Raw genomic sequence first — 6,353 nt, forward strand, 5'->3', positions numbered from 1 at the left:
GATGGTGGTGATGGTGGTTCTTTCGGTGATGGGTGGGGCGTCGGGACGGGTGTCGAAGAGGACAAGGACGCCGTGGTCGAGGTGGATGCGGTCGAGGTAGCCGTCGAGCTGGATCAGGCCGCGGCGCAGCGGGTCGGCCTCAGCTTGATGTTGAACGGGCTGGACGTGCCCAGCCGGGACGGGTCACCGCCGGAGGCAGCCCCGGGGACCCGCGGAATCGCGAAGCGATTTCGAGGGTGGTAGTCGCGGACGTCGCGTAGCCCGCACAGCGCCACCGATGCCGGGAATGCCGCCGGACGATCGGTGAACCCGGCCCGCAACTGCCGCAGCACACTGATCAGGCTCTGCCCGCGCAACGCGTCGATCTCGTCGAAGAACAGCACCAACGGCCGCGGACACACCCGCGCCCACGCCGCGAGCGCGGCAGCGAGCAGGTCCGCCTCGGATGCCTGCGTCCACATCGGCGGATGCAGTTCCGCTGGCAGAGCGAGCTCGGCACGCCGACGGATCTCACCGAGGATGCCGAGTTACGCCGCACCGTAGTCGTCGCCGGCGGCCTCACCCAGCTCGCAGGAGAAGTACAGCGCCGCGTACCGGCCGATGGCGGTCAGCTCCTGCGCCAGCGCCCGCAGCGCTGTCGTCTTCCCCGTCTGCCGGGGCGCGTGCACCACGAAATACCCCCCGACTGCTCGACCAGCCCTGGCGCCTCCGGCAGCCGTGACAACGCCGGCACCATGTAGTGGTACTCCGGCAGGCAGGGGCCCGCCGTGTTGAACCGCCGCACCGGCCACCGCCCTCCACGGCCTCGGGGCAGAACCTCCCACTGCCTCGGGACAAGGACCGCCACCGGCGACTTTACGGCCCACCGCCGGCCCGCCAGGGTGGGCGCCGTGTCCGGCTGTTGTCCACCACGGCATCCGGCGATCTTTGTAGCTGCCCTTCGGGGCGGAGCCGCGAGCCGCGGAGGCGTGAATTCCGTGCTCGATGGCGCTGCTGTTCGTTGCTGGGCGGGCGGCCCCGTTCCCACCCGCCGGCCCGACAGGAAGACGGCCACGCCGAACGAAGCGGTTTCGACGGGCAGGATGCCCGGCCGTAGGTGAAAACCGTTGTCCTGACGACCCTTTCCACCTACAGACGCGGAGACCGTAGGTGGAAAGGGTCGTCAGGACAACGAAAACGACCTACGGCCGCCGCGGTCGTCAGACCTCGGCGACGGCCTGGGCGAACTGGGCCTGGTAGAGGCGGGTGTAGGCGCCGCCTGCGGCGAGCAGGCTGGCGTGGTCGCCCTGTTCGACGATCGCGCCGCCGTCCATCACCAGGATGGTGTCCGCGTCCCGGATCGTCGACAGCCGGTGCGCGATCACGAACGCGGTGCGCCCGGCCCGCAGGGTGGACATGGCCCGCTGGATCAGGACCTCGGTGCGGGTGTCCACCGAGCTGGTCGCCTCGTCCAGCACGAGGATCAGGGGCTCGGCGAGGAACGCGCGGGCGATGGTGATCAGCTGCCGTTCCCCGCCGCTGACGCCGGCGCCCTCGTCGTCGAGCACCGTGTCGTAGCCGTCCGGCAGGGTGCGCACGAAGCGGTCGACGTGCGCGGCGGTGGCCGCGGCGACGATCTGTTCCCGGGTGGCGCCCTCGGCGCCGTAGGCGATGTTCTCGGCGATGGTGCCGCCGAAGAGCCAGGTGTCCTGGAGCACCATGCCGATGCTCGCCCGCAGCTCCTCGCGGGACATGGTGGCGATGTCGACGCCGTCCAGGGTGATCCGGCCGCCGGTGACCTCGTAGAAGCGCATCAGCAGGTTGATCAGGGTGGTCTTGCCGGCGCCGGTCGGGCCGACGATCGCGACGGTGTGCCCGGGGTCCGCGGTCAGTGACAGGTCCTCGATCAGCGGCTTGTCCGGCTCGTAGCGGAACGCAACGTGCTCGAAGGCGACCCGGCCGCGCAGCCGCCCCGGGTGTGCCGGGACGAGCGGGTCGGGTGCCTGCTCGGCGGTGTCGAGCAGGTCGAACACCCGCTCCGCCGAGGCGACCCCGGACTGCACCATGTTCGCCATGCTGGCGACCTGGGACAGCGGCTGGCTGAACTGCCGGGAGTACTGGACGAACGCCTGCACCTCGCCGATCGACAGCGAGCCGGAGGCGACCCGCAGCCCGCCGACGACCGCCACCAGCACGTAGCTGAGGTTCCCGATGAACAGCATCGCCGGCTGCATGAGCCCGGAGATGAACTGCGCGCGCCAGCTGGCGGCGTAGAGCTGCTCGTTGTACTCGCGGAAAATCTGCGCGGACTCCCGCTGACGGCCGAAGACCCGGACCAGCGCGTGCCCGGTGTACATCTCCTCGATGTGCGCGTTGAGCCGGCCGGTGACCTTCCACTGGGTGACGAACTGCGGCTGGGCCAGCTTGCCGATCCTCGTCGCGACGACGATCGACACCGGTACCGCGACCACCGCGATCAGCGCGAGCTCCCAGGAGATCCAGATCATCATCGACAGGACGCCGACGATGGTCAGCACGGACGCGATGATCTGCGACAGGCTCTGCTGCAGGCTCTGCTGGAGGTTGTCGATGTCGTTGGTGACCCGGCTGAGCACCTCACCGCGGGGCTGGCGGTCGAAGTAGCGCAACGGCAGCCGGGAGATCTTCGCCTGCACGTCCGCGCGCAGCGTGCCGATCACCCGCTGCAGCGCCAGGTTCGTGAGCCTGGCCTGCGCGACGCCGCACAGCCCGGCGAGCACGTAGACGGCGAGCACCCACAGCAGCACCGAGCCGATGGCGCCGAAGTCCATCCCCTGGCCGGGGGTGACGTCGAGCGAGGCGAGCAGGTCGGCCTGGGTGCCGTGGCCGCCGGCGCGCAGTTCGGCGACGGCGTCGGCCTTCGAGGTGCCGGCCGGCAGCCGGCGGCTGAAGATCCCGGCGAACACCAGGTCGGTGGCGTGCCCGAGCAGCCGCGGGCCGAGCACGGTCAGCCCGACGCTGACCGTCGCCAGCGCGATCGCCGCGGCGAACAGGTGGCGCTGCGGGCGCAGCAGGCCGAGCAGCCGGCGGCTGGATCCGGCGAAGTCCATCGACTTCTCCGCGGCGCCCTGGCCGACGAAGAAGCGGCCCGGGCCGCCCATCGGCGCCGGGCCCCGGCGTGCCGCTGCCGCCGCCGCTGGTGCCGCCGCCGCTGGTGCCGGCCTGGTCACGCGGCCTCCTCCTCGGTGAGCTGGGAGAGGACGATCTCCCGGTAGGTGGCGTTGTCCGCCATCAGCTGATGATGGGTGCCGGTACCGACAGCTTCGCCGGCGTCCAGCACGATGATCTGGTCGGCGTCACGGATGGTGGCGACCCGCTGGGCGACGATCACAACGGTCGCGCCGGCGGTCTCCCCGGCGAGCGCGGCGCGCAGGCGCGCGTCGGTGGCGTAGTCGAGGGCCGAGAACGAGTCGTCGAACAGGTAGATCTCCGGACGGTGGACCAGCACCCGGGCGATCGCCAGGCGCTGCCGCTGGCCGCCGGAGACGTTCGTCCCGCCCTGGGCGATCACGGTGTCCAGGCCGTCGGGCATGGCCTCGACGAACTCCCTCGCCTGCGCGGTCTCCAGGGCCCGCCACAGCTGGTCGTCGGTGGCGTCCGGGTCGCCGTAGCGCAGGTTGGTCGCGATGGTGCCGGAGAACAGGTACGGCTTCTGCGGGACCAGCCCGACGGTGGCGGCGAGCAGCGCCGGGTCGAGGTCGCGGACGTCGACGCCGTCGACGAGCACGGCGCCCTCGGTGGCGTCGGCCAGCCGCGGGACCAGGCTGAGCAGTGTCGTCTTGCCGCTGCCGGTGCTGCCGATGATCGCGGTGGTGCGGCCGGGCCGGGCCCGCAGGGTGATCCCCCGCAGCACCGCCGCCTCCGCCCCCGGGTAGTGGAACCCGACGTCGCGCAGCTCCAGCTCGCCGTGCCGGTCGAGGGAGCGCACCGGGTCCGCCGGCGACAGCAGGGTGGAGCCGGTGGCCAGCACCTCCTGGATGCGTTCCGCGCACACCTCGGCACGGGGAATCATCATGAACATGAAGGTGGCCATCATCACCGACATCAGGATCTGCATGAGGTAGCTGAGGAACGCGGTGAGCGCGCCGATCTGCATGTGGCCGGCGTCGATGCGGTGCGCGCCGAACCACAGCACCCCCACGCTGACGATGTTGACCACCATCAGCACCAGCGGGAACATCAGCGCCATCAGCCGGCCGAAGCGCAGTGAGACGTCGACCAGCTCGGCGTTGGCCGTCCCGAAGCGGCGCTGCTCGTGGTCGTCCCGGACGAACGCGCGGATCACCCGCAGCCCGCTGATCTGCTCCCGCAGGACGCGGTTGACGGTGTCGAGGCGTTCCTGCATCGCCCGGCCCAGCGGCCGCATCCGGCGCACCACCAGGCTGATGATCACACCGAGGAGCGGCACGACCAGGACCAGCAGGAGGGACAGCCCGGCGTCCTGATGCACGGCCAGCGCGATACCGCCCAGGCACATGATCGGCGCGGAGACCATCAGCGTAAAGATCATCAGTACCAGCATCTGGAGCTGCTGGACGTCGTTCGTGGCCCGGGTGATCAGGGACGGCGTGCCGAACCGGCCGATCTCACGGGCGGAGAACGACTGCACCCGGTCGAAGACGGCCGCCCGCACGTCCCGCCCGAACCCCATCGCGGTACGGGCGCCGAAATACACCGCGGCGCTGGCGCAGAGAATCTGCACGACGGTGACCCCGACCATGATCCCACCGATGCGCAGGATGTAACCGGTGTCGCCGACGACCACCCCGTGGTCGATGATGTCGGCGTTCAGGGTCGGCAGGTAGAGGATGGCAATGGTCGCCACCAGTTGCAGGCCGATCAGGATCTCGATCGGCCGGGCATAGGGGCCCAGGTGGGCCCGCAGAAGTCGGATCAGCATGCAGTCTCTCTCCGCGGCAGGGCGAGGCGAAGCGGAACGATAGTCCGGACGATGGCAACGCTGTCATACCGCCGTGCCGGTCGGAGCCGTGCCGACCAGTGGCGTGCCCCGGCGCCATCCACACGACCGCCGCCGGCCGGGCTGGCCGCGATGGCCACGCCGGCGACGAACGGCCCGTGGCCCGCCGAGGCACAAGAACACTACGAGTTGAACCTGACTTCAGGTCAAGACGTTTTCCCCGACACAGCCCGGAGCAGCCGGGAATCCGCCGGCACGCCAGAAATGATCATTTGGCCGGTGTGGCCCGCCCTGTCCCGTGAGGCCGTAACGTAACGGCCGTCCGCCAGTCCGCCGGTCGGGTCATAGCCAGGAGCAGCCATGAGCGAAGCCCGTCCCACAGGGACCATGACGACAGGGAGCGCGGCGGCAGGGAGCGGCGGGCTGCGCGTCCGGGCGGGTGCGCTGACTCCCATGCCGACGGTGACGATCCTGGACGACTACCAGCGGGTGGCGCTCACCAGCGCCGACTGGTCGGCGGTGCGCGACCACTACACGGTGGAAGTGCTCGACGAGCACATCCCCGACCGCGACGCGCTGGTCCGGCGGCTGCGCGACAGCGAGGTGGTCGTCGCGATGCGTGAGCGGACCCGGTTCCCGGCCGACCTGCTGCGCGCGCTGCCCGCGCTGCGGCTGCTGGCCACCACCGGGATGGCCAACGCGGCGATCGACCTCGACGCGGCCCGGCAACAGGGCGTCACCGTCTGCGGGACCACCGGGTGGGGCAACGCGATGCCCGAACTCACCATCGGAATGATCATCGCGCTCACCAGGAACTTCGCGCAGGAGGACGCCGCCATCCGGGCCGGCGGCTGGCAGCACACCATCGGCCCCGGCCTGGCCGGGCACACCCTCGGCGTCGTCGGCCTCGGCCGTCTCGGCATCCCGGTCGCCAGGCTGGCGCGGGCGTTCGACATGACGGTCATCGCCTGGTCGCCGCACCTGACCCCGCAACGCGCCGCCCCGCACGGCGTGCGCGCCGTCAGCAGGCGGGAACTGTTCACCGGCTCCGACGTGATCACCATCCACCTGCCGCTGTCGGAGACGACCCGGGGCCTGATCGGCGCCGCCGACCTCGCCCTGATGAAGCCGACGGCCTACCTGGTCAACACCTCCCGCGGCCCCATCGTCGACGAGGACGCGCTGCTGGCCGCCCTGCGCGAACGGCGCATCGCCGGCGCCGGCCTGGACGTCTACGACATCGAGCCGCTCCCGGTCGACCACCCGCTGCGGACGCTGCGCAACACCCTGCTGCTCCCCCACATCGGCTACGTCACCACCGACAGCTACCGGGCGTTCTACGCACAGATCGTCGAGAACATCCTCGCCTGGCACGACGGCACCCCGATCCGCCTGCTGTAGCCGGCCTGCCCGCCGG

Annotated in this window: 5 protein-coding genes; 1 reads left to right on the forward strand and 4 read right to left on the reverse strand. The window is 70.9% G+C overall.

All coding sequences use genetic code 11. The features are described 5' to 3' along the window. Nucleotides 1–113 precede the first annotated feature (113 nt). From AC5LSR_RS08135 to AC5LSR_RS08150, 4 genes are all read right to left on the reverse strand, one after another. Nucleotides 114–461: a hypothetical protein gene (locus AC5LSR_RS08135; protein WP_250283189.1), complete on the reverse strand. Its 348-nt coding sequence runs from the start codon at nucleotides 459–461 to the stop codon at nucleotides 114–116. A 66-nt stretch (nucleotides 462–527) separates the two neighbouring features. Then, on the reverse strand, nucleotides 528–671 hold the full coding sequence (locus AC5LSR_RS08140) for a hypothetical protein (RefSeq protein WP_250283190.1): 144 nt from the start codon (nucleotides 669–671) through the stop codon (nucleotides 528–530). 528 nt (nucleotides 672–1,199) lie between these two features. Beyond that, complete coding sequence (locus AC5LSR_RS08145) at nucleotides 1,200–3,119, reverse strand: ABC transporter ATP-binding protein (RefSeq protein ID WP_250283203.1); 1,920 nt, start codon at nucleotides 3,117–3,119, stop codon at nucleotides 1,200–1,202. A gap of 65 nt (nucleotides 3,120–3,184) precedes the next feature. Further along, nucleotides 3,185–4,918, reverse strand: a complete 1,734-nt coding sequence (locus AC5LSR_RS08150) for an ABC transporter ATP-binding protein (RefSeq protein WP_250290946.1) — start codon at nucleotides 4,916–4,918, stop codon at nucleotides 3,185–3,187. Nucleotides 4,919–5,296: 378 nt separating this feature from the next. On the opposite strand from AC5LSR_RS08150, the gene AC5LSR_RS08155 reads away from it, so the two are divergent. Then, nucleotides 5,297–6,337 carry a D-2-hydroxyacid dehydrogenase family protein gene (locus tag AC5LSR_RS08155; RefSeq protein WP_250283195.1) on the forward strand — a complete coding sequence of 347 codons (1,041 nt, stop codon included), beginning with the start codon at nucleotides 5,297–5,299 and terminating at the stop codon, nucleotides 6,335–6,337. Nucleotides 6,338–6,353: the final 16 nt, after the last annotated feature.

Source organism: Protofrankia sp. CiP1_Cm_nod4, from assembly GCF_982290645.1.